The sequence below is a fragment of the Rickettsia endosymbiont of Orchestes rusci genome (genome assembly GCF_964030945.1).
Lineage (GTDB): Bacteria > Pseudomonadota > Alphaproteobacteria > Rickettsiales > Rickettsiaceae > Rickettsia.
This window is the reverse complement of record NZ_CAXIQG010000004.1, coordinates 1037061-1058597: the sequence shown is the minus strand read 5'-3', so window position 1 is coordinate 1058597 and position 21537 is coordinate 1037061. Positions and strand designations below refer to the sequence as shown.

Genomic DNA, 21537 nt, shown 5'->3' with positions numbered 1-21537 from the left:
CCAGTTAAACATATTTTATACTAAACTTGTTTAGTATTCTAATTAAATCCCTCATTATATTCGGGATAGCCTGGATGGCCACAGCCACTTCGTGGCTTCGCCATGACGGGTTTTATTAATTTTTGATCCACGCAACAATGCCGCGCAGGAATGACATAGAGCATCGAGTATACCTACTTACCCTCAACTTTTGTATTTAATTGATTATTTTGATTACTAAGAATTAATCCTTTAATTACATCATAAGCCCGTGCAAATTGATAATCTTTTTTATATAATTCCGATAATTGCTCTTCTTCCGGCTTATTATTTTTTGTTTTTGTTTCTTTTTTGCTATCTTTATTTTTAGCTGAATCAGCCTTTTTATCATTATCTTTTTCTTTATCATTTTTTAAATAATTCTTTAAAGAACTTTCAGAAAAACGTATGTCCAACTTTTTTTCTTCTGCATACTCAATTTTTTCCGGCTTAATAATAATGTCCGGCTCAATTCCTTCTGCCTGAATGGAGCGACCGTTTGGTGTGTAATATTTAGCAATAGTAAATTTTATAGCAGCTCTTGGACTAATTTGCATTAGTGATTGAACCGATCCTTTACCGAAAGATTTTGTACCCATTAATAATGCTCTCTTATGATCTTGCAAAGCACCCGCTACTATTTCCGATGCAGAAGCAGAACCGCCGTTTATTAAAATTATTACCGGTACTTTCGGAGCTTTCGGTGAAAATCTATTAGCACTAACGGTGCTATTGCTTGCTTCGGTTCTTCCTTTAGTCGTAACAATTATTCCGGAATCAATAAAATACTCACTAACGGCAATAGCTTGCTCTAATATACCGCCTCCATTATTACGTAAATCCAATATGATACCCTGAATATTATTTTTATTTTCGGTTTTTAATTTTTTTACGGCATCTTTTAGTTCAGAAATCGTTAATTTATTAAAAGTGCTTATGCGAATATAAGCAATATTACCTTTTTCTAAATGGGCTTTTACCGGCTTTATTTTAACTATCTCACGAGTAATTTCTATTTCTTGCGTCTTAGCTTCGTCCTCTTTAACTACTAATAATTTAACCTTAGTACCGGGAGCGCCTCGCATTTCCTTTACGGCTTTATTGGGACCTAAAGAAGATACTAATTCATCATTTACTCCGACTATATAATCACCGGCTTTAATACCCGCCTTATATGCCGGCAAATCATCAATCGGTGATATTACTTTAATAGCACCGCTATCATACATTATTTCAACACCGATACCGCCGAATTCGCCTTCGGTAAAAGTTAATATATCTTCTAAATCTTCACCGGTAAAATAGCTTGAATGAGGATCGAGCGAATTTAACATGCCGTTAATTGCTTCATCAATCATTTTTTGCTTATCGGGGACTTGCACATAATCTTTATTCACTCGCTCAAATACTTCTTGAAACTGTTTATAACATTCTTGATCCGATATGGTATTTTTAACTTCTTCTTCCTCTTTCTCTTCAGCAAAAGAAATAGTAAAATTCGTGATAAAAAGTAATAGTAAGATTAAGCGTAAATACATAATATTCCAAATATAATCAGTTGTAGGATGTTATTTTCGTACTCCGATGTCATTCCCGCGTAGGCGGGAATCCAGGCTTTTTTTGTCATGCTGAACTTGTTTCAGCATCTATTGTAAAATATCCTGAAATAAATTCAGGATGACTATAATTTTCTGGATTCCCGCTTTCGCGGGAATGACATAGACAACAACAGAGCTAAATATCCAAGTTATTTATTATTTTATCCATTTTAACTAAGGCTTGCTCATAAATAAACTGAAAGCGTTTTTCCGGTTTTTTGCCCATTAAATCATCTACTATTTTATCAACATTCTTAAAATTTTCTAGAGTAACTTTTAAAAGTGATCTTTTTTCGGGATTCATAGTAGTTTCTTTTAACTGAGCAGGCATCATTTCACCTAGTCCTTTAAACCTACCGATTTCAATTTTAGCTTTGCTAGCTTTTGATAATTTAGCTATCATACTAACTTTTTCATCTTCATCGCCGGCATAATGAGTTTTGTTAGATTGAGTTAAGCGATAAAGCGGCGGCTTTGCTAAATATAGATGACCGTCCTCTACTAATTTAGGCATTCTCAGGAAAAAAAACGTCATTAAAAGCGCCGCTATATGAGCGCCGTCAACATCTGCATCGGTCATGATAATTATTTTTTCATAACGTAAATTTTCGCTGCGATAATTTTTTAAAGTGCCGCAGGCAAGAGCTATTTCTAAATCTTGAATTGATTGATTATTAACAATTTTCTCTAAAGTAGAGTTTGCAACATTTAATACCTTTCCCCATAAAGGAAGTACGGCTTGAGTTTCTCTGTTACGTGCTTGTTTGGCAGAGCCGCCGGCTGAATCCCCTTCTACTATAAATAATTCCGTACCGAGCGGTGAAGTTCGAGTGCAATCTGCCAGCTTACCGGGCAAACGTAATTTTTGAATAGCGGTTTTACGAGAGATATTTTTCTCATTTTTCTTATTTATGCGATATTCAGCTATATTAATAATATGTTCAACTAAGGCAGTTGCAGCTAGCTTATCGTGACTTAGCCAATGATCTAAATGATCTTTTATAATATTCTCGACGATTTTACTAACGCCGTTTGATACTAATTTTTCTTTAGTTTGACCTTGAAATGACGGCTCAGCTATGAAAATTGACAGCACTATTAAAGCGGTTTCTAAGATATCTTCGATCGTTATGTTAGCAGCTTTTTTGTTGCCGACCATTTCGCCGTATACTTTAATACTACGCAATAAAGCACTTTTAAGTCCTTGCTCATGAGTTCCGCCAAGGGGCGTCGGTACAGTATTACAATATGATTGAATAAATGCCTGCTGCTCATTATTTTGCCAACAAATCGCCCACTCGATTTTTATCTTATCTTGCTTTTGACCTCCTTGTTCTCCTTCTATATTTTCCGCAAAAATATTAGGAGTAATTAAATTATCGGCAGTAATTTTTGAAGTTAAATAATCTTTTAAGCCGTTTGGGAAATTTATTAAAGCTTTTTGTGGTATATCGTTGTTTAATTCAAGCTCGCATTCCCATTCGATAGTAACGCCGCGATATAAATAAGCTTTTGAGCGCGCAAGTTCATAGATTTTTTTAGGGTTGAAACGAGTATTTTCACCGAAAATTTCCGGGTCGGGACTAAAGTTGATAGCAGTGCCTTTTAATTTTTTAAGCGTATCCTCGCATATCAGCTCCGTTAATTTTTCGCCCTTAGAATATGATTGCTTAAATAATTTCCCTTGTTGGTAAACTTTAATTTCCAAATGCTGGGATAAGGCATTAACTACGGATATACCGACGCCGTGCAATCCGCCGGCTGTTTGATAGACGTTACCGGAAAATTTTCCGCCTGAATGAAGCGTAGTTAAAATTACTTCTAATGCCGATTTATCGGGAAATTTAGGGTGGTTGTCTACCGGTATTCCGCGACCGTTATCCCAGATAGTAAGACTGTAATCTGCATGCATTTTTATAGCGATAATATTGGCGAAACCGGCAACCGCTTCATCCATGGCGTTATCTAACACCTCGGAAACTAGATGATGCATAGCATTGCTATCTGTTCCGCCGATATACATACCCGGCCTTTTCCGAACAGGCTCAAGCCCCTCTAATACTTCAATGTCTTTTGCGCTATAAGAATTGATGATTTTAGTTTTTTTTTCATTATTAAAACTGAAAAGATCACTCATATATTAGGATGTAAGTTAAATTTGATTGTAATTTTTTGAATAAATTAAACTATTTACTGCGGAAAAGCAAGCGTTGTTGCGTGGAAGGGTTAAATCACTTTCTATGTCATTCCCGTGAAAACGGGAATCCGGAAAAATTATAGTCATCCTGAATTTATTTCAGGATCTACTAAAAAAGATGCAGCAAACTTGTTCAGCATGACAAAGAAAAGGCTGGATTCCCGTTTTCACGGGAATGACATCATCAATACTTTGACATCGATACTATACATGTATAGCATTTTCGCATAACCCTACCACCCTTTAGCTTTGGTTAACATACAGACAATATTGTTGTTACGCCTTGTTAAAGCAATGTCTGAAGCATTTTGACATTCGGAATTAAGTGAGGAAATTTTAATACCGCGAATTACTAAAAATTTAGCTAAATAATAATTATCGTTACTAGCAGCTTCAGTTAAAAGCGTTTCGCCGTTTTGGCTCTTTTCTTGTAAAATCGGGTAAACGTCAAGTAACGACCGAACTATAAAAAGATTATCTTTTTTTATTGCTGCAAAAGCATTTTCTATAGCATCACAATATGATAAATTTGAATAAATTAGTTGCTTTTTGTTTAAATTATTATCATATTTGATAAAATTATTTACTATTTCCCGCCGATCGGTATTTGATATCCACTCTTCTTTTTTCTGCATTAATTTTATATACGAATACATATCCATCTGCTCGAATGTTGCCTGTTCCGTTAATTTGCCTAATACTATGTCGTCATTAGGTAAAAGCAGCATTTGTGTTTCGTCTTTAGCAAATTTTGTAGCCGACGGAGAAGTTACGGTAGGGGCGTTATCTTCTTTCTCTTTAGTAGTTATAATTTTTTCGTCACTAGTCGGTTCATTATTCGGCTTTGCTATAGATTGTTGTACTTCTTTGTTTGAAGCGGGAAGAGGGAAGTTAGCTGATTGATTTTGAGGGTTAGCAACTACCTTGACGGGAGTAAGCGGAATATCCCAATTTTCGGCAGTACTAGAAGATTTTTGTACATTGCTAGGGCTTGTTTCACTAAGATTTGGTTCATTTTGAGGTGTTGTATTTTCCGGAGGAACAACTTTACTTTCCGAGGGGATATTTATTTTATCCGTAGAATCGGTTGTCGGCGCAGGCGGTGGTAATGTCGGAACGTTTACCGGTACAGGCGGAGTAGGTACGTTATCGGCATTTACCGGTGAGTTAATTATCGGCATTGGAGTAGGAGGAAAGCTAGAGGCCGTTGTTTGAGGCGGAGCTATAGTTTGAGGCGGTGATACCGGAGCATTTACCGGAGTCGTCGGAGGCTCACTTACCAAAGGAGCCGGTACGTTAGGCGTTACAGGTAAAGGCGTACTTTTGATATTATTAGATGCTAAACTCGTACTAGTAGTAGGATCGGCAGAAGGCTTAAATTCATGATCTATGGTTTGTGATTCTGCAGCACTAGGTAGTTTATTGTCGCCAAGATCAATAAAAGGTTCAAGAGAACTATCTTTTTCCGGTTCTTCCTGTATGGCAGGAATATCTGCTTTGCCGGCTAATTTGTTTTTTTCCTCTATCGTTTTAGGTGCAGGAGAATTTTTCGGTTTATAAAAAAATTGTTTTATTTTAGAGAAAGTTGATATTTCTTGGGTTGATACTTCTTGCGGGCTTTCATTTGTAGAAGAGGTATTTTTCGTTTCTTGAACAGGCAAAGGCGGAAGTGCAGGGGGAGCTGCATAGCCCTGTGCCGTAAATATTAATATATTTATCAAGAACAATATTTTACTTAACATAATACACCTTATCTATTTTTTATTATATACTCAATTATAATCTAGAGAGTTGAGATTTATGTCATTCCAGCAACGGCGGAGCGTTGTTGCATGGGTCGAAATCCTTATAAAAAAACACCGTCATTGCGAGGAGGGACGTAGTCCCGACGTGACAATCTAGGAAAAAACACTTTTTTGTCATCCTGAATTTATTCCAGTATCTACTAAAAGATGCGCAAAACTTGTTCAGCATGACAAAGACTAGATTCCCGCTTTTAGCTAGAATGACATACTGCTGCTTTTATCGAGCCATGCAACAAAGTCCCGCCGTTGCTGGAATGACGTCACAACCTTATTTTTTATTGCTCGGTATCAGTTTTTTTATTTCGCATTCTACTAATTGTTTAACAAGTGACGGTAAGTTTTCGTTCAACCATTGGCGTAGCTCCGGTTTTAACATTTCGATTATTAACTCTTCAAGTGCGTTTTTTGTAGGAGCGGAAGTATCTAACTGCTTATCTTTTATAGTATGAGCAAAATTTTTTAAAATATCGCTAGTTTCGGAAGCAAATTTTGGTGATATTAAAGGCTCTTCTGCATTAGAATCTTGATCATCCGAGTCCTCTAATCCCTCTTCCTTATCACTCATTACTTCAGTCAGCTCAAGTATATCTTCATCATTACTAGTAGTATGGTTAAGGTGCTTACGTTCGTTAATTACTCCTTTTATTGATTTCAGTATTTCTTCTACCGACATATCATGATGTTTCTTATCTTCCTTACTCACCTAAAAACCTATAATAAGTTTCTTTTTAATATTTTTAAATTCATCTTCAGGGCTAAAATATCGCACTTTAAGCTTTAAGCTTTTTGCAGTTAATTCGCCTGTTAAAGACTTCATTTGATACGCAGCTATTATCGAGGCTTTATATGCATCAACCCGCGATGTTTTAGCCTCATATAACTTGTCTTCGGCACTTAGAACATCTAATATTGTTTTAGAGCCGACAATCTCTTCTTGTACCGTCCCGTTATATGATATCTGCGCTGCCTCAACTCCATGATTAGTAGAAATAATACGGGATTTTGCCGCTGCAAATTCTTCCCAGCTGCTGATAGCGATTGCTTGAATTTGTTTTATCGTATTATCAAGTTGAATCGCATTACTTCTAGTTTGATTTTTGGCTTTTCTAATATTTGAATATTGCGCGCCGCCGTTCGGATAGATAGGTATGGTTACTGAAAGCGTAGAGGTAATAGTTCTATTATTAATATCACGCTGTACAATATCTTCCGGATTATAATAAGTTTTGCCGCTTTGCACGTTAAACTCTACCTGCGGCAGTAATTTACCTTTTTCTACCATTTCATTTGCTTTGGTAGCATGTACGCTGTGCCTTGCGGCATCTATATTAGGATTTAGTTTAATTGCTTTCTGCGTTAATTCATCTAATGAAGTCGGTAAATTTTCCGGTAAAGCCGGCATTGTTATATTGTCCGGCTCTATACCGAATGATTTAATAAATGCAGCTTTTTTTGATTGAAAATTAGCATAAGCAATAAGTTTATCCGTCTCTGCTGCCGCAAGACCGGCTCTTGCCGTAGCCATATCTATCTCTGTTGCTTCTCCAAGCCTTAATTTTTCTTCGACCGTTCTTATCTGTTGTATGTTAGTTCGCAAGCGGCTCTCGGAAATTTCATATTTTTCTTTAGTCTCATAATAATCAAGATAAGCATTTATTAAACTCAGAAGAATTTTTTGCTCCTGAGTATAATAATTACCACGCGCAGCTCTAAAAGCAGATTGTGCCGATTTAAGTGCCGCTACACTAGAGCCGCCGCTAAAAATAGATTGTTTTATTTTTAATGCTCCTTGTTGACTATCTACTTCTTTCGGAGTACGACCTAATGTATTAGCATATTGACTATTAAATTTATTTTTAGTATTTACTTTTGCAACTTCTAACGAAGCACTAGGCATAAAACCGGAAAAAGCTTGCGGAAATTGCTCGACTTCATCTAAAAATTTATTTCTAATAGCTTTTAACTCATCGTTATTTTCGTATCCTCTAGTTAGAGCTTCTTCTAGATTAATAGCAAAAACCGGTGAGCCAAGCGATAGGATAATAATGAGTACAGCTAATTTACGCATAAATATTTTTATAAATAACGATTAAGATTAAGGAATTTTGCTTATCTCTGCAAGAATATAGATGTTTTAAAACTAAAAAATACAGATTTTTGTAGCAATGCTAGCACGTAATATAACAAAAATTAATCATAAGAGCAATATAACTATGTAAGACATTTTGCTTTATTAATATTAGGATTTGAGTTAAATACTGAAATTCAATTCTTGAAAGACGAGCAGAATACAAACAATTTTTGGAGAGATTTTTATGACCGTATCATTTATTAACCTAGCACAATTTGCCGCTTTAACCGATAAGCAGAAGGCAGAATTGCAAAAACTTTCAGATAGAGCAAATAATGTTGCTAAGGCTACTGCCGTAAATCTAAAAGAATTTCGTAAAAAGATGCATGATATTTTGCGTAATTCTTTAGTAGAATTTTCAGAAACGGAAAAAATAGATATAGAAAAGCTTTTTGACGATACTATCGGAAAAGCTCAAGATGCTTTGTTAGAAACTATAGAAAATACTTATCAAGGGCAACTTAAAACAACGGATATTTTTCTATTTGACGGTGTTGTTGCAGAAAAAATTCTTAGTGTTCTCAAGAAAATCTTAGAATTTGAAGAAGCATTAGACAAGATGTATCCGGGAGCTTCTAAAGCAATTATTGAATCATTAGAAACTTTATTAATCGGGGTTATTTCTACGCAGCTACCGTTAGTAGGTACTTTAATAAAAATGAGCGGTATTTTCGATAAAATAAATAATGTTATTGATCATGAAAATCTACTGCCTAAAGTAAAAAAGTGGCATAAAGATATCCAGACAATGCAAGAAAAAATAGCGAATAATGAAAAACTTGGAGGAGTTTACCAAAAAGCAGAACAAACTGCTGAAGTTGCAGAAAAAGCTGAAGTAGCACCGCATAAGGTAGCTACCTTAAATTTAAATAAAGATTCGTTAAAGGAAACGAGTAAAAAGGTCTTTAATGATCAGGAAAAAAAGTCTATTAATAAGGTTGTTGAAGCGTCTGAATCAATGCCTAAAAGCAAAAAAGAAGTGGAAAAAACAATATCGGACATAAAAAATGATTTGGAAAAAATTATTCCGACAGATATAGATAAGGATAAATTAATGTCTGCAAAAAAAATTATTTCAGAGAATTTAACTAAGGCAACGGTAGAATTGGCGAAAGTTGTTAACCCGCAAACTTCTTTTGCTGAAAAAGTAGCGGCATGTTGTGAAGCAGCTAACAATATAAAAGAGATTGCCGGAGAAATAACAAAAATAGCTGAACGAGTCCCCGGCGGTAAAGAGTTAGTAAGCGCAATAAATAGCACCGTAAAAAGAGGCGTAGAAACTATATTACCTAAAAAAATTGTGGCACTTAAAGAATTAGCGCCGGTTATAGCGAGCATAGCAGGGATAGGTAAAGCTATAATAATTAAAATATCTAAAGCAGAAATACCGAGTCAGTCAAGAAGGAAATAAACGTCTGAGCTAAGGAGGCACAAAGTCCCGACGTGGGGCGTTGTTGCATGGCTACCTGAATCGTCATTGCGAGGAGGCATTTATGCCGACGCGGCAATCAAGTATAAACATATTTTTATACTAAACTTGTTTAGTATTCTAATTAAATCCCGAATTACATTCGGGATAGCCTGGATTGCCGCAGCTACTTCGTGGCTTCGCAATGACGTTTGGGTATCCACTCGGGCATTGCCTCGCGCGTTGTTGCATGGCCCGAATTTTCGAGGTCATTTCCGCGCAGGCGGGAATCTAGGCTTTTTTTGTCATGCTGAACAAATTTTGCGCATCTTTTTAGTAGATCCTGAAATAAATTCAGGATGACTATAAGTATTTTCTGGATTGCCACGTCGGGACTACGTCCCTCCTTAGCTCAGACGTTTAACGTTCCATGCGAGTATGACATCTTCAAGATGATAAAAACTGTTGAAAAACTTAAAAGAGGGTAAAAAATGCTAAATACTAATATTTTAATAGCTATAACGGGCTTGTTATTAGTGGTAATATTTCTAATTTACAAAAAATTTTCTGCTAATCGGAAAAATACCAATCTGACGGAAAATACTTTAAATGCTGTAACGGTTCCCGGAGTTCTCGGAATTAATAATAGAAAACAGGAAGATAAGAAACTTACGCTTCAAGAACGGATAGAATTATCCTGGAAGTTTTTATATGATATTACGGATATAATTATTAACAAATTTTCTAAAGAAGATGTCCAGCAGGTAAATAAATATGGTCATGTGTTACTGGAAAATGGCGGGAGATATGAGCATATAGTCGACCTTGCTATAAAACAAGTAAAATCTCAAACTCAAACTGTTGAACAAGGTCAGTCAAAAGGATCAAAATTAGGGGTGTAGCTTTGATTATTAAGGTCTATACATCAAATCGCGAGCCTTGCTTGGCTCATGTATAAAAATCGGCTAGCGCAAGCTCGCTCTAAAATTTAACGTCTATACCTTAATAATCTTTGTTAACCCCAACTATGGATAAGTTATAGCTTAAAAACTTATCCATAGTTGATAATAAAAAGGCGTTGTTGCATGGCTTAAATTTTCGATGTCATTCTAGCTAAAAGCGGGAATCTAGAAAAAACACTTAAAATAAACAAAAATAATTCGCTTAAATATTTTCTAGATTCCCGCTGCTTTTATCGAGCCACGCAACAAGGTATATAAAGGCGGACGGCATGGAAGGAAATATTTATATTCTAATATACTCTTTTTGCCGGGGGAACAGGCTTTACTTCATCCGTTAAACTAGTAAGGGTTACCGGTTTATAGTCAATCACTATCTTCCCGTGTTCATCAATCCACGCAAGCGTATGTTTCATCCAATCGGCGTCGTTACGATCGGGATAATCTTCCCTTGCATGTGCGCCTCGGCTTTCTTTTCTATTGGCGGCAGAATGTACGGTAATTGCTGCTTGATCAAGTAGATTATCTAACTCTAGAGCCTCTACTAAATCACTATTCCAAATTAAAGATTTATCATTAACTGTAATATCAGCGTATTGCGCCCTTGCTTGATCAATCATTTGCACTCCCTCATCCAGAACCTCTTGAGTTCTGAATACCGAGGCATGGCTTTGCATAGTTCTTTGCATTTTAAGCCTTAATGCGGCAACCGGAGTAGCGCCGTTGCTATGCCGAATTTTATCAAATCTATTTATTATTTTTTCTAATATTCCATCTGTAAGCGGTTTATGCGGCGTACCCGGCTTAATAATCTCCGCCGCTTTTAAAGCTGCGCTTCTCCCGAACACTACTAAATCAAGCAAAGAATTTGACCCCAAGCGATTTGCTCCGTGTACCGATACACAAGCTGCTTCGCCGATAGCCATCAAGCCGTTAACAATTTTATTATGCCTTCCTTGGTCTTTATTTTCCCCGTCTTTAATTATTACTTGACCGTGATAGTTAGTCGGCACGCCGCCCATATTGTAATGCACTGTCGGTAAAACCGGTATCGGATCGGTATTGACGTTAACGCCGGCAAAAATTTTAGCGGTTTCCGAAATGCCGGGCAAACGGCTATGCAAAATTTCAGGAGATAGATGATTTAAATGTAAAAATACGTGATCTTTATGTTCGCCGACTCCTCGACCTTCGCGAATCTCTATAGTCATAGCTCTTGATACTACGTCCCTTGAAGCAAGGTCTTTCGCGGACGGTGCATATCGCTCCATAAACCTCTCACCGTTGGCATTTACTAAATACCCGCCTTCACCTCTAGCACCTTCGGTAATTAAACAACCGGCGGAGTAAATACCGGTTGGGTGGAATTGCACAAATTCCATATCCTGGAGCGGCAAGCCGCTTCTGATTGCCATACCGCCGCCGTCGCCGGTACAAGTATGGGCGGAAGTCGCTGAAAAATAGGCGCGCCCATAGCCGCCGGTAGCTAGCACTACCGTATGAGCATGGAAACAATGCATGCTGCCGTCGTCAAGATTCCACGCCACTAAACCCTTGCATTCACCGTTTTCCATTAGCAAATCAAGAGCAAAATACTCAACAAAAAACTGTACTTTATGTTTTAGAGATTGCTGATATAAAGTATGAAGTATAGCATGACCGGTACGATCCGCAGCAGCGCAAGTTCTTTGTGCCGCTTTACCTTTGCCGTATTCCGTGGTCATTCCACCGAAAGGACGCTGATAAATTTTACCCTCGCTAGTTCTTGAAAACGGCACGCCGTAATGCTCAAGTTCTAAAATCGCATCGGCGGCATTTTTGCACATATATTCGATAGCATCCTGATCACCGAGCCAATCAGAGCCTTTAATCGTATCATACATATGCCAACGCCAATCATCTGCACCCATATTCCCAAGGGCGGCACTAATTCCGCCTTGCGCGGCTACCGTGTGGCTGCGAGTCGGAAATACTTTAGTAACGCACGCGGTATTTAAGCCTTCCTTTGCCATGCCGAAAGCCGCCCTAAGACCCGCTCCGCCGGCACCGACCACTACCGCGTCAAATTTATGATGAATTATATTATACGATTTTGTCATTAAGTTAATTTTTTAAGAATTGATATATTCGCCTTATATGTTGTTTTATGTCATTCTAACTCAGTATTGTTGCGTGGATTATAAAGGTTATTATAAGTCAGGATGTCATACCGTGGCTTGACCACGGTATCCAGAAAAAACCTTAATAAGAAAGACTGGATGCCGTGGTCAAGCCACGGCATGACACCGAACGCTTTGCAAAAATACGTTCCACGCAACAACGGTCCCATTTTCATGGGAATGACATCCGAGAGCATTACTCCCTCACTATTTATTGATTACCATAAAACAATGCGACAATGAAAGCTACAATCGTTAAAATGCTAAATAGCTGTAATAATATGATTAAAACGCTGCGCAATTTAACGCAGCTTATATAATCTTCAATGACTACTCGCATGCCTAGCATTGCATGATAGAAAGAAGCAACCACTATAATTAGTAACGGTACTAAATTAAAAGGTTTTTTTAGTTCTTCAATAATAATATTTAAATCATTATTTTTATTGATTAATATAAAATATATTAGCCACAGAGAGCATAAAGCTAACATCACACCGGTAATTCTCTGCATTAACCAATGATGTGAGCCGGTTTTTGCAGAGCCGAGACCCTTAGCTTTTGCAATATCTGTTTTTAAATTATACGACATTTTATACCCACAATAATATTGTCATTACTACTGAAGCTATAACAACGCACCAGCCGGTGATATTAATTGCTTTAATCGAAAAACAATAACCGCTATCCCAAAATAAATGACGAATACCGTTACATAAATGATAAAACCATGTGAAACTGACTAGTATTAAACAAATTTTAATAATACAGCTATTAGCAAGCTGTAAATAACTATTATCGAATTTACTAAGAATTAACCACCATACCAATATTGCTAAGGCAAAAAATAAGCCTATTCCCGTCATACGATGCATAATTGATAAAACCGAACTTATTTGCGGTTTGTATATAGTCAAATGCGGTGAAGTAGTTCTATTATCATAAATTTCTTGCTTTGTTTTTGTCATATTATACTCTTTGTAGTCTTGTTGCATGGCTCGAATTTTCGATGTCATTCCGTGAGCTACGACGGCGTTGTTGTATGGCTCTAAAAAAGTGCCGTATAGCGTCATTCATAAAGCTTGATACAAGCGAATTTTTCTGGATTCGCCTGTGCTCACGTACTCTAGTACGCTGCGCAGGCTCACCATTAAATTCATCTTGTCTAAATCTTTCTGAATTTAGCTGTATGTCATTCTAGCTAAAAGCGGGAATCCAGAAAAAAATAGTCATCCTGAATTTATTTCAGGATCTACTATTAAGAGATGTTGAACCAAGTTCAGCATGACAAAGGTTAGAAAGTCTGGATTCCCGCTTTCGGGCTTTGTTGCATGGCTCGAAAAATAATAAAAATCCGTCATGGCGAAGCCACGAAGTGGCTGTGGCCATCCAGGCTATCCCGAATATAATGAGGGATTTGATTAGAATACTAAACAAGTTTAGTATAAAAATATGTTTATACTTAGATGGTCACGGCGCCAAGAGGCGCCTCGCCATGACGATTCCGGTAGCCATGCAACAACGCTCCGCTTTCGCAGGAATGACATCAAAAATTTGAGCCATGCAACAACGCCACTGGATTGCCACGTCGATACTACGTACCTCCTCGCAATGACGAGTTCTGTATCAATTTTTGAAGTTCATCGAGTCTATTCTCTCTGTAACCAATGCCCTTCCGCAGGGGTTAAGTCGCTTGCTACCGCTCTTCTATCATCGAAAACAAAACACTCTCCTTGCCATAAATTATTTTTATTTTGAGTATCTTCCAAATATTGTAATATTCCGCCTTTTAAATGATATACATCGGTAAAGCCTAAATTTTTTAATAGGCTAGTGGATTTTTCACATCTAATGCCGCCGGTGCAATACATAGCAATTCTTTTTCCGGCTAGAATATCTTTATTTTTTTCCACCCATGCCGGAAATTGCTTAAATGTTTCCGTATGCGGGTTAATAGCGGATTTAAACTTTCCGACTTCTATTTCGTAATCGTTGCGCGTGTCAATTACTACAACATTTTCCTTAGTAATAAAATCATCCCAATTTTTAGGATCGATATATTCGCCTTTTAATTCGTCTATATTTAGCCTGCCAACTGCCATAGCCACAATTTCTTTCTTAACTTTTACTTTGAGCTTTTGAAAAGGATGAATATCGCTATAATTTATTTTAGTATTAACGTCTTTAGCCTTGGTCAATTTTATAATTTCTTCAAGCACGATTTGAACATTGGCAGGCGAGCCGGAAATTGAGCCGTTAAAGCCTTCGTGTGATACAAGAATAGTGCCTTTTACATATTTTCTTTTACCTATAAGTAAAAGCTTGGGTATTAAAAACTCCGGCTCTTCTATATTAACAAAACTATAAAAACTTAAAATTGCTATCATAATTAATTAACATTAAATTTATATTATACTTTGAGGTTATTTCCGTTTTTGATGTCATTCCCGTGAAAACGGGGCGTTGTTGCATGGCTCGAAAATTAATAAAAAACTCGTCATTGCGAAGCCACGAAGTGGCTGCGGCAATCCAGGCTATCCCGAATGTAATGAGGGATTTAATTAGAATACTAAACAAGTTTAGTATAAAAATATGTTTATACTTGATTGCCACGTCGGCATAAATGCCTCCTCGCAATGACGATTCTGGTAGCCATGCAACAACGCCTGAAAACGGGAATCCAGGCTTTTTTGCCTTTGTCATGCTGAACAAGTTTTTCGCATCTTTTTTTAGTAGATACTGAAATAAATTCAGGATGACTATAATTTTTCTGGATTCCCGTTTTCACGGGAATGACATAGAACACGCTTTAACCTATCTGTGGAACAATGCCTCATCACAACGACGTTTTGCTATTCTCTTAATTTATCGACAAAGGTATAAACATACTAACACTGCCTCTTTCAATTAAAAGTAAAATATTTATCTTATTTAGATTTTTGGCATCTTCGTATAATTTTTCTAACTCGTTAATATCAATGATATTTTCCCGGTTAACGGCTAATATTAAATCACCGACTTTAAAAACGTTTCCTTCTTGGGCATTTTCTTTTTGTTCTTCCTCGATATTAGTAATAACAACACCTGATTTATCTTTAGAAATAGCAAATTGTTCTCTTAATTTATCGTTTAAATTGCTAAAAGTAATATTATTTTTTACAATGGATAGATTATTTTCTGCTTCTTCTTCAACAACTTTTTCATCACTATCTTCTGTTGTTTCTTTTATTATTTCTTCGTTATCAACGGTAACCTTAGCTGCTAATTCTAGGTTTTTGCCGCCGCGTATTATCGTAATTTTAACTTCTTGGTCAATCGGTGTTTCGGCAACTATTACTCGTAACTTTCTAGTATTCTTAACCGCTTGACCGGCAAATTCTATTATTACGTCCCCTGATTTTATACCGGCCTTATCGCCGGGGCCGTTTTCTTGTACTTTTGCAACTATTACCCCGTTAGTATCTTTTAATTCAAGCCCTGCGGCTATTTCATCCGTTAAATCTTGAATTACTATCCCAAGGCGTCCGCGGCTAACTTTGCCGTCTTTTTTTAATCTCTCTATAATAGGCTTTGCAGTGTTGGAAGGAATAGCAAAACCTATCCCGATATTAGTACCGAGCGGTGAGAAAATAGCGGTATTTACTCCTATTACTTCCTGCTCAAGGTTAAACATCGGACCGCCTGAATTGCCGTTATTAATTGCTGCATCGGTTTGAATAAAATTATCTACTATGTTGTTGGTATCTATATCGATATCTCGACCTTTTGACGATATAATACCGGCAGTTACGGTACCGCCGAGATTGCCGAAAGGATTGCCTATCGCAATAATCCAATCTCCTACCCTGGCTTTATTTGAATCTCCAAATTCAACAAAAGGTAACGGGTCAGGAAATTCTACTTTCAACAGGGCTAAATCGGTTTTGGTATCGCTACCTATTATTTTAGCCGATAGCTCGGTATTATCGGCTAGCTTAACGCTAATTTTATTTACGTTGGCAATTACATGATAGTTAGTAACGATCAGACCGCTAGGATCAATAATAAAACCGGAACCCAAAGGAACCGATTTAGGGGCTGAATCAACTTCTTCTAAATTAAGAGGGATATTAAGGCGTTCTAAAAATTCGTTAATCCAATCTAACGGATTTTTTTCACGTAAAGGCTCTTTATCATTAGATTCGGATTTATTATTTACATATTCAATAGTCGATATATTTACTACGGCAGGTATTAACGGTTCAACTATATCGGCAAAGCTATAACGTGCTGATTCGTTAACTTTTAACGGTACGGAACTTATTTCAGTAAAATCATTTTCTACCGTTTCGGAATTTTTCTCCGCTAATACGTGACTGTTTAGAATCAAACTTAAACAAAAGATAACGTATTTTAATTGCCGATTTTTGAAAAACAATTTTTGAAAGATGGATATATTACTCACAAATGAAGAGTTGTCATACCGAGAACCCGCCACGGTATCCAGTCCTTTTTTAAGATATTTTCCGGAGTCCGTGATTAAGTCACGGGGTGACAGTTTCCGATTCTTGAAAGATGAACGGTATAACATACTCACAATATTTATTTAGATAAGTTAAGATATTTAAGCAGTTCCGCGTCAGGCGAAACTACAAATAAGGTATCTTCTTTCTTTAAAGAATTTTTATATACTATAAGTGATTTATAAAATTTGTAAAATTCCGGATCGATAGAGTAAGCGGCATTATATATTTTCGCGGCTTTCTCATCCCCTTCGCCCTTAATGATTTGTGAATCTCTGTAAGCCGTGGCTAATAATATCTTACTTTCTTTGTCAGCCCTTGAGCGAATACGCACACCTTCCTCTTGTCCTTCGGCTCTAATTTGGGTAGCCTCTTTTTCACGAGCAGTTTGCATACGGCGATAAATAGCGGCACTATTTTCTTTCGGTAAATCCGCTCTCAATATTCTGACGTCAATTACATCAATACCGAAATTTTTTGCTTCCTCGTTTACTTGATTTAAAATATTAAACATTACGTTAGTGCGCTCTGTGGTAAGAAGATTACTTAGGGATACTTTACCGATCACTTTACGCATTGAGGACTCTAAATTTCTAGTAAGTCTTATTTTAACACCTTGATAATTATGTACCGTTTTGTAAAACATTACCGGATTGTTAATACGGAATTTGGCATAAGCATCGACAATAACCCTTTTTCCATCAGCTGCTGTTAGTTCCTTTGATTCTACTTCGACATCCAAAATACGCTTATCAAAAAACTCTACATCCTGAATAAACGGAATTTTAATATGTAACCCCGGCGCTTCTATAGTTCTTACCGCTTCACCGAATTGAAATACCACGGCTAATTGACGTTGATCAACAGAAAATAACGAGCTAGAAATTAATATTAATCCGCAAATAATCGCAAAAATTAAGTAATAAATTTTTTTCATTTAGTATTCCTTTAGTATTCTTTATTATTTTTTTGAGTTCTGTGTACCTGTCCGTCATTATGAGCATTGCCCGGTCTCGTTGCATGGCTCTAAAAAAGTGCCGTATGTCATTCTAGCTAAAGGCGGGAATCTAGGCTTTTTTGCCTTTGTCATGCTGAACAAGTTTTGCGCATCTTTTTTTAGTAGATCCTGAAATAAATTCAGGATGACTATAATTTTTCTGGATTCCTGCCTTTAGCTAGAATGACATCGAAAATTTGAGCCATGCAACAACACCGCACGCAAGGCATTGTTGCGTGGATCAAAAAATTAATAAAAATCCGTCATGGCGAAGCCACGAAGTGGCTGTGGCCATCCAGGCTATCCTGAATTACATTCGGGATTTAATTAGAATACTAAACAAGTTTAGTATAAAAATATGTTTAACTGGATTGCCACGGTGCCAAGAGGCACCTCGCCATGACGGTTTGGGTATCCACGCAACAACACCTCCTCGCAATGACGGCTTACGTTTTTACTCCTTAAACTAACACCGCCTATACACAAACGCCTTAATTCCCGGAAGGTTTAATAGCAATGTGGGGTAAAAGATTATTATTGATAATCGTTTTATTTGCCCCGGTTAAAACTTCTTCTGCCGTTTCTAGGTATAAGCGATCTCTAGTTAATTGCTTGTTCATCGCATATTGCTTATAAATAGCATTAAATCTTTGACTATCCCCTTCGGCTTTTGAAATTATTTCTGCTTTATAAGCTTCTGCTTCTTGGAAAATTTTTGCGGCAAGCCCACGTGCTTCCGGCAAAATTTTATTATTATAAGCTTGAGCTTGGTTTATTTCTCTTTCTTTATCGGCTTTGGATGTTTGTACGTCTCTATAAGCGTCTATTACCTCGGCCGGCGGTTCGGCTTTTAACAATTGTACCATTTCAATAGTAACGCCCGCATTATAGCTATCTAAGATTTTTTGTGCTAAAGTCTCAATTTTATAAGTAATTTCCTGTTTTTGATCGGATAATACCCAAGAAATAGGAGTATTGCCGATCACTTCCCTAACGGCACTTTCAACGGTAGCTTTGACTGATTCCTCAGGTCTTAATATATTAAAGCTAAATTTTTCTAGATCGCTGATATGCCACATTACGTCACAATTTAAAGCAACAATATTTTCATCGCCCGTTAGCATAATACTTTCACCGGCAACATTTTTAGTATTATCACTGCTGTTTTTACCTAAATTGCTTGTTCGATAACCGATTTCAATCCTGCGAGATTGATTAACTTTTTCTATTATTACCGCTTCAAACGGCGTCGGTAATCGGTAATTAAGACCGGGAAATCCTTTGCGTACAAAACGTCCAAACCTTATTACTGCCGCTTCCTCTCCTTCTTTTACTTCATAAATACCGGAAGCAAACCAAAGAGCTAAAAGCGCAAATACGGCTAAAATTATAGTTTTATTATTAAAGTTAAATTTAAATTGAAATTTATTAAAATCAAATTGATTTTTCCGTGGTCTTGTGAATATGTTGTTATCATTATTATCTTCAAAATCTTTCCAAGGAGATTTTTTGAAAATTTGAATATATTTTTTGTTAAACATTTTTTTGTATATTTGAAATATATTAAGGACGCGAATTTTATTATTATATATACTATACTAATTAAGGTCAACAAGCTATGAACTAAATATAAGATTAAAAAAATATGACTGACTTACATAAACAACAAATTTTTAATAAAATCCAAAATATTATATTTAAAGACGGCACTAACTTAACCGATATTATATCAAATATAATTATTAAAGATCAAAATATAGGTTTTTCAATTGATATCTCTGAACAAAATCAAGAAGAAGCGCAGGAAATAAAAGTTAAGGCGATAGATAAACTTAGGGAAATTGCCGTTATCGGCAAAATAACAATTATTTTTACTAGTAGCAAAAGCCTGGATAAAAAACCTCAAAATATAAAAAATTCTCCGCAAAAAGCCAAATATTTTATAGAGAATGTAAAAAAAGTAATATTAGTTGCTTCCGGCAAAGGCGGAGTCGGTAAATCTACCGTTGCTGCCTTAATTGCCGAGCAATTAAACAAGGAAGGGCATCGAGTCGGTATAGTCGATGCGGATATTTACGGTCCGTCAATTCCGCAGATATTCGGTATTAATGAGGTGCCGCAAACAATCAATGAGCGAATAATTCCTTTAATATCGCGTAATATTCAAATTATCTCTATCGGCTTTTTTGTTAAAGATTATTCCGCAATTATTTGGCGCGGACCGATGGCTAGCAAAACTATCTATCAATTATTATCCGTAACTAAATGGGATAATCTCGATTATTTAATTATTGATATGCCCCCCGGTACCGGTGATATTCATTTGAGTATTTTAGAAAATTATCACTTAAATGGTGTTATAATTGTCACTACTCCGCAAAAAATGTCGCAAATAGATGTAATTCGTTCTATTGATTTATATCGGAAGTTGAGCCTATCTATTATGGGTATTATTGAAAATATGAGTTACTTAATCGATTCACCTTCAGGAAAAATTTTAAATATATTTAACGGTAATAGTGGTAAATATTTCTCAGAGAAATATAATATACCTTTAATCCATAAAATACCGATTATGCCGGAATTGGCAAATGCCTGCGATAAGGGTATAAGCCTTGCTAACATAATAAATTTACCTGGACTTCATTTGTAAATTATTAGCCGTGCAACAATACCGGAAGCCACGGTATAACAACTCTTCAGGATTTAGTATATGACTATGAAAAATATAAATATTTGGGTACTCGGTGATAATAGAGCGGGTAATACGAATCAAGCTATAGCCCTAGCGGAAGAACTAGGAGAGAAATATGAATTAATAGAGTTAAAATATAATTATTTTAGCAAATTACCGAATTATTTTCTTCAAGGGCGACCTATCCATATCAAAAATAAATTATTACGATCTTTAGAAGCAAAACCGTTCCCCGATATAATAATTACTGCCGGAAGAAGGACGGCAGCGCTGGCGCTTTATTTAAAGAGAAAGTCTAATAATAAAATAAAGCTGATTCAAATAATGCAGCCGGCTGTTACTTACGATGAATTTGATACCGTAATCTTGCCGTATCATGATACTCTAATGCAAGAATCCACAAATGTTATAAGGTTCACGGGAGCACTTACCGGCGTTTTGCCGAAACTGCCTCTTGCCGCTGAGGAGTTACATAAAAATTATCCTCAGCTTGAAAAATTTATAGCCGTTATTATCGGCGGAGGTAATAAATATTATAAATTTAGTGATGAGGATGCTTTTCTATTATCATCGTTATTATTTAGGGTAAATCATGTTCGGAAGCTACCTTTTTTTATTAGTTTTAGTAGACGTACGCCAAACACGGTCAAACTGATTATTAAAAGCTTGATGCCTGACTCTACAATTATTTACGATCCTAAGGAGAACGATAACTTAAACAATAAAGATAACTTAAGCAATAAATTTAATCCGTATTTAGGTATGCTCTCTCAAGCGACCTATATAGTTTCTACTGCCGATTCGATTTCAATGTGCAGCGATGCAGTAGCTAGCGGCAACCCTCTTTATATATTTTGTCCTCCTAGCTTTAAAGCTCCAAAACATCAAGCTTTTATCGACCAATTGGTAGAGCAAAAAATAGCAAAAATTTTTGATAAATTTACTACCTCGCTAGAAAAATATAATTACACTCCTCTGAATGAAGTTAAAAAAGTAGCAGAGATTATTAAGAAGAAATTTTAGGATTAAAGATATTGGAAGGTATAGTTAGTTTAGCTGTACAGCGTC

The 21537-nt window shown here is 36.3% G+C and carries 25 protein-coding genes; 9 read left to right on the top strand and 16 right to left on the bottom strand.

Going from position 1 to position 21537, the window contains the following annotated elements; all coding sequences use genetic code 11:
- Positions 1–38 precede the first annotated feature (38 nt).
- The 3 genes from AAHM91_RS09740 to parE form a co-directional block, all read right to left on the bottom strand.
- Positions 39–164, bottom strand: a complete 126-nt coding sequence (locus tag AAHM91_RS09740; RefSeq protein WP_341793534.1) for a hypothetical protein — start codon at positions 162–164, stop codon at positions 39–41.
- A gap of 9 nt (positions 165–173) precedes the next feature.
- On the bottom strand, positions 174–1556 hold the full coding sequence (locus tag AAHM91_RS09735) for a S41 family peptidase (protein ID WP_342270644.1): 1383 nt from the start codon (positions 1554–1556) through the stop codon (positions 174–176).
- A 196-nt stretch (positions 1557–1752) separates the two neighbouring features.
- Entirely contained in the window at positions 1753–3753 is a 2001-nt protein-coding gene (gene parE, locus AAHM91_RS09730; protein ID WP_342270643.1) for a DNA topoisomerase IV subunit B, read from the bottom strand.
- A 114-nt stretch (positions 3754–3867) separates the two neighbouring features.
- Between parE and AAHM91_RS09725 the strand changes: the two genes are divergently transcribed.
- Positions 3868–4044 (top strand): hypothetical protein, encoded by a 177-nt coding sequence (locus AAHM91_RS09725; protein WP_342270642.1) that lies wholly within the window; start codon positions 3868–3870, stop codon positions 4042–4044.
- Positions 4045–4046: 2 nt separating this feature from the next.
- Here AAHM91_RS09725 and AAHM91_RS09720 read toward each other — a convergent pair whose 3' ends face one another.
- From AAHM91_RS09720 to AAHM91_RS09710, 3 genes are all read right to left on the bottom strand, one after another.
- Entirely contained in the window at positions 4047–5555 is a 1509-nt protein-coding gene (locus AAHM91_RS09720) for a hypothetical protein (RefSeq protein ID WP_342270641.1), read from the bottom strand.
- Between the two features lie 331 nt (positions 5556–5886).
- On the bottom strand, positions 5887–6321 hold the full coding sequence (locus AAHM91_RS09715; RefSeq protein WP_342270640.1) for a DUF2497 domain-containing protein: 435 nt from the start codon (positions 6319–6321) through the stop codon (positions 5887–5889).
- Positions 6322–7686: a TolC family protein gene (locus AAHM91_RS09710; protein WP_253308140.1), complete on the bottom strand. Its 1365-nt coding sequence runs from the start codon at positions 7684–7686 to the stop codon at positions 6322–6324.
- 247 nt (positions 7687–7933) lie between these two features.
- Here AAHM91_RS09710 and AAHM91_RS09705 point away from each other — a divergent pair, with 247 nt between their 5' ends.
- Positions 7934–9160 carry a hypothetical protein gene (locus AAHM91_RS09705; RefSeq protein WP_342270639.1) on the top strand — a complete coding sequence of 409 codons (1227 nt, stop codon included), beginning with the start codon at positions 7934–7936 and terminating at the stop codon, positions 9158–9160.
- A gap of 80 nt (positions 9161–9240) precedes the next feature.
- On the opposite strand, the gene AAHM91_RS09700 is transcribed toward AAHM91_RS09705, so the two are convergent.
- Complete coding sequence (locus tag AAHM91_RS09700; RefSeq protein ID WP_341793542.1) at positions 9241–9381, bottom strand: hypothetical protein; 141 nt, start codon at positions 9379–9381, stop codon at positions 9241–9243.
- Positions 9382–9516: 135 nt separating this feature from the next.
- On the opposite strand from AAHM91_RS09700, the gene AAHM91_RS09695 reads away from it, so the two are divergent.
- Together AAHM91_RS09695 and AAHM91_RS09690 are read left to right on the top strand one after the other, a co-directional pair.
- Positions 9517–9645 (top strand): hypothetical protein, encoded by a 129-nt coding sequence (locus AAHM91_RS09695; protein ID WP_342270638.1) that lies wholly within the window; start codon positions 9517–9519, stop codon positions 9643–9645.
- Positions 9646–9648: 3 nt separating this feature from the next.
- Positions 9649–10059 carry a DUF2660 domain-containing protein gene (locus AAHM91_RS09690; protein ID WP_253308138.1) on the top strand — a complete coding sequence of 137 codons (411 nt, stop codon included), beginning with the start codon at positions 9649–9651 and terminating at the stop codon, positions 10057–10059.
- Positions 10060–10409: 350 nt separating this feature from the next.
- Here AAHM91_RS09690 and sdhA read toward each other — a convergent pair whose 3' ends face one another.
- Genes sdhA through sdhC form a run of 4 tightly spaced genes read right to left on the bottom strand, consistent with a single transcriptional unit; the run spans position 10410 to position 13243 of the window.
- Positions 10410–12215 carry a succinate dehydrogenase flavoprotein subunit gene (sdhA, locus tag AAHM91_RS09685; RefSeq protein WP_342270637.1) on the bottom strand — a complete coding sequence of 602 codons (1806 nt, stop codon included), beginning with the start codon at positions 12213–12215 and terminating at the stop codon, positions 10410–10412.
- A gap of 50 nt (positions 12216–12265) precedes the next feature.
- Positions 12266–12433 carry a palindromic element RPE4 domain-containing protein gene (locus tag AAHM91_RS09680; RefSeq protein ID WP_342257153.1) on the bottom strand — a complete coding sequence of 56 codons (168 nt, stop codon included), beginning with the start codon at positions 12431–12433 and terminating at the stop codon, positions 12266–12268.
- Between the two features lie 53 nt (positions 12434–12486).
- Positions 12487–12867, bottom strand: coding sequence for a succinate dehydrogenase, hydrophobic membrane anchor protein (gene sdhD, locus AAHM91_RS09675; RefSeq protein ID WP_341793545.1), 381 nt, complete (start codon positions 12865–12867; stop codon positions 12487–12489).
- A 1-nt stretch (position 12868) separates the two neighbouring features.
- Positions 12869–13243, bottom strand: coding sequence for a succinate dehydrogenase, cytochrome b556 subunit (gene sdhC, locus AAHM91_RS09670; protein WP_342270769.1), 375 nt, complete (start codon positions 13241–13243; stop codon positions 12869–12871).
- A 359-nt stretch (positions 13244–13602) separates the two neighbouring features.
- On the opposite strand from sdhC, the gene AAHM91_RS09660 reads away from it, so the two are divergent.
- A complete protein-coding gene (locus tag AAHM91_RS09660) occupies positions 13603–13833 on the top strand; it encodes a hypothetical protein (RefSeq protein WP_341793546.1) in 231 nt (76 codons plus the stop codon).
- Between the two features lie 91 nt (positions 13834–13924).
- On the opposite strand, the gene trhO is transcribed toward AAHM91_RS09660, so the two are convergent.
- Entirely contained in the window at positions 13925–14662 is a 738-nt protein-coding gene (gene trhO / locus AAHM91_RS09655; protein ID WP_253308135.1) for an oxygen-dependent tRNA uridine(34) hydroxylase TrhO, read from the bottom strand.
- Between the two features lie 83 nt (positions 14663–14745).
- Between trhO and AAHM91_RS09650 the strand changes: the two genes are divergently transcribed.
- Positions 14746–14898: a hypothetical protein gene (locus tag AAHM91_RS09650; protein ID WP_341793547.1), complete on the top strand. Its 153-nt coding sequence runs from the start codon at positions 14746–14748 to the stop codon at positions 14896–14898.
- On the opposite strand, the gene AAHM91_RS09645 is transcribed toward AAHM91_RS09650, so the two are convergent.
- From AAHM91_RS09645 to hflC, 3 genes are all read right to left on the bottom strand, one after another.
- Positions 14872–15081 (bottom strand): hypothetical protein, encoded by a 210-nt coding sequence (locus AAHM91_RS09645; protein WP_341793548.1) that lies wholly within the window; start codon positions 15079–15081, stop codon positions 14872–14874. The genes AAHM91_RS09650 and AAHM91_RS09645 overlap by 27 nt on opposite strands.
- A 54-nt stretch (positions 15082–15135) precedes the next feature.
- Positions 15136–16692: a Do family serine endopeptidase gene (locus AAHM91_RS09640; RefSeq protein ID WP_342270636.1), complete on the bottom strand. Its 1557-nt coding sequence runs from the start codon at positions 16690–16692 to the stop codon at positions 15136–15138.
- Between the two features lie 164 nt (positions 16693–16856).
- Positions 16857–17714 (bottom strand): protease modulator HflC, encoded by an 858-nt coding sequence (hflC, locus tag AAHM91_RS09635; protein ID WP_341793549.1) that lies wholly within the window; start codon positions 17712–17714, stop codon positions 16857–16859.
- Positions 17715–18010: 296 nt separating this feature from the next.
- Between hflC and AAHM91_RS09630 the strand changes: the two genes are divergently transcribed.
- Positions 18011–18244, top strand: a complete 234-nt coding sequence (locus AAHM91_RS09630; protein WP_342270635.1) for a hypothetical protein — start codon at positions 18011–18013, stop codon at positions 18242–18244.
- Positions 18245–18265: 21 nt separating this feature from the next.
- On the opposite strand, the gene hflK is transcribed toward AAHM91_RS09630, so the two are convergent.
- Positions 18266–19315 (bottom strand): FtsH protease activity modulator HflK, encoded by a 1050-nt coding sequence (gene hflK, locus AAHM91_RS09625; protein WP_342270634.1) that lies wholly within the window; start codon positions 19313–19315, stop codon positions 18266–18268.
- Positions 19316–19419: 104 nt separating this feature from the next.
- Between hflK and AAHM91_RS09620 the strand changes: the two genes are divergently transcribed.
- Both AAHM91_RS09620 and AAHM91_RS09615 read left to right on the top strand, forming a co-directional pair.
- Positions 19420–20427 (top strand): Mrp/NBP35 family ATP-binding protein, encoded by a 1008-nt coding sequence (locus tag AAHM91_RS09620; protein ID WP_342270633.1) that lies wholly within the window; start codon positions 19420–19422, stop codon positions 20425–20427.
- 75 nt (positions 20428–20502) lie between these two features.
- Positions 20503–21492 (top strand): mitochondrial fission ELM1 family protein, encoded by a 990-nt coding sequence (locus tag AAHM91_RS09615; RefSeq protein ID WP_253310075.1) that lies wholly within the window; start codon positions 20503–20505, stop codon positions 21490–21492.
- The last annotated feature ends 45 nt before the right edge of the window (positions 21493–21537 follow it).